At 55.9% G+C, this 211-nt stretch carries 1 tRNA gene; it reads right to left on the reverse strand.

Annotated elements, in window-relative coordinates:
- Window positions 1-80: 80 nt before the first annotated feature.
- Window positions 81-154 (reverse strand) — tRNA-Gly (locus KHA84_RS15310).
- Window positions 155-211 lie beyond the last annotated feature (57 nt).

The raw sequence follows: 211 nt of genomic DNA on the forward strand, positions 1-211 counted from the left end.
GGCCTAAGTGGACTCGAACCACCGACCTCACGCTTATCAGGCGTGCGCTCTAACCGGCTGAGCTATAGGCCCGGTCTCGCTGGAGCGGATGAAGGGAATCGAACCCTCGACTTCAGCTTGGGAAGCTGAGGTTTTACCACTAAACTACATCCGCGAATGGTGGCTTGGGACGGAATCGAACCGCCGACACAAGGATTTTCAGTCCTTTGCT

It is taken from the genome of Bhargavaea massiliensis (genome assembly GCF_018390575.1).
GTDB classification, from domain to species: Bacteria; Bacillota; Bacilli; order Bacillales_A; family Planococcaceae; genus Bhargavaea; species Bhargavaea massiliensis.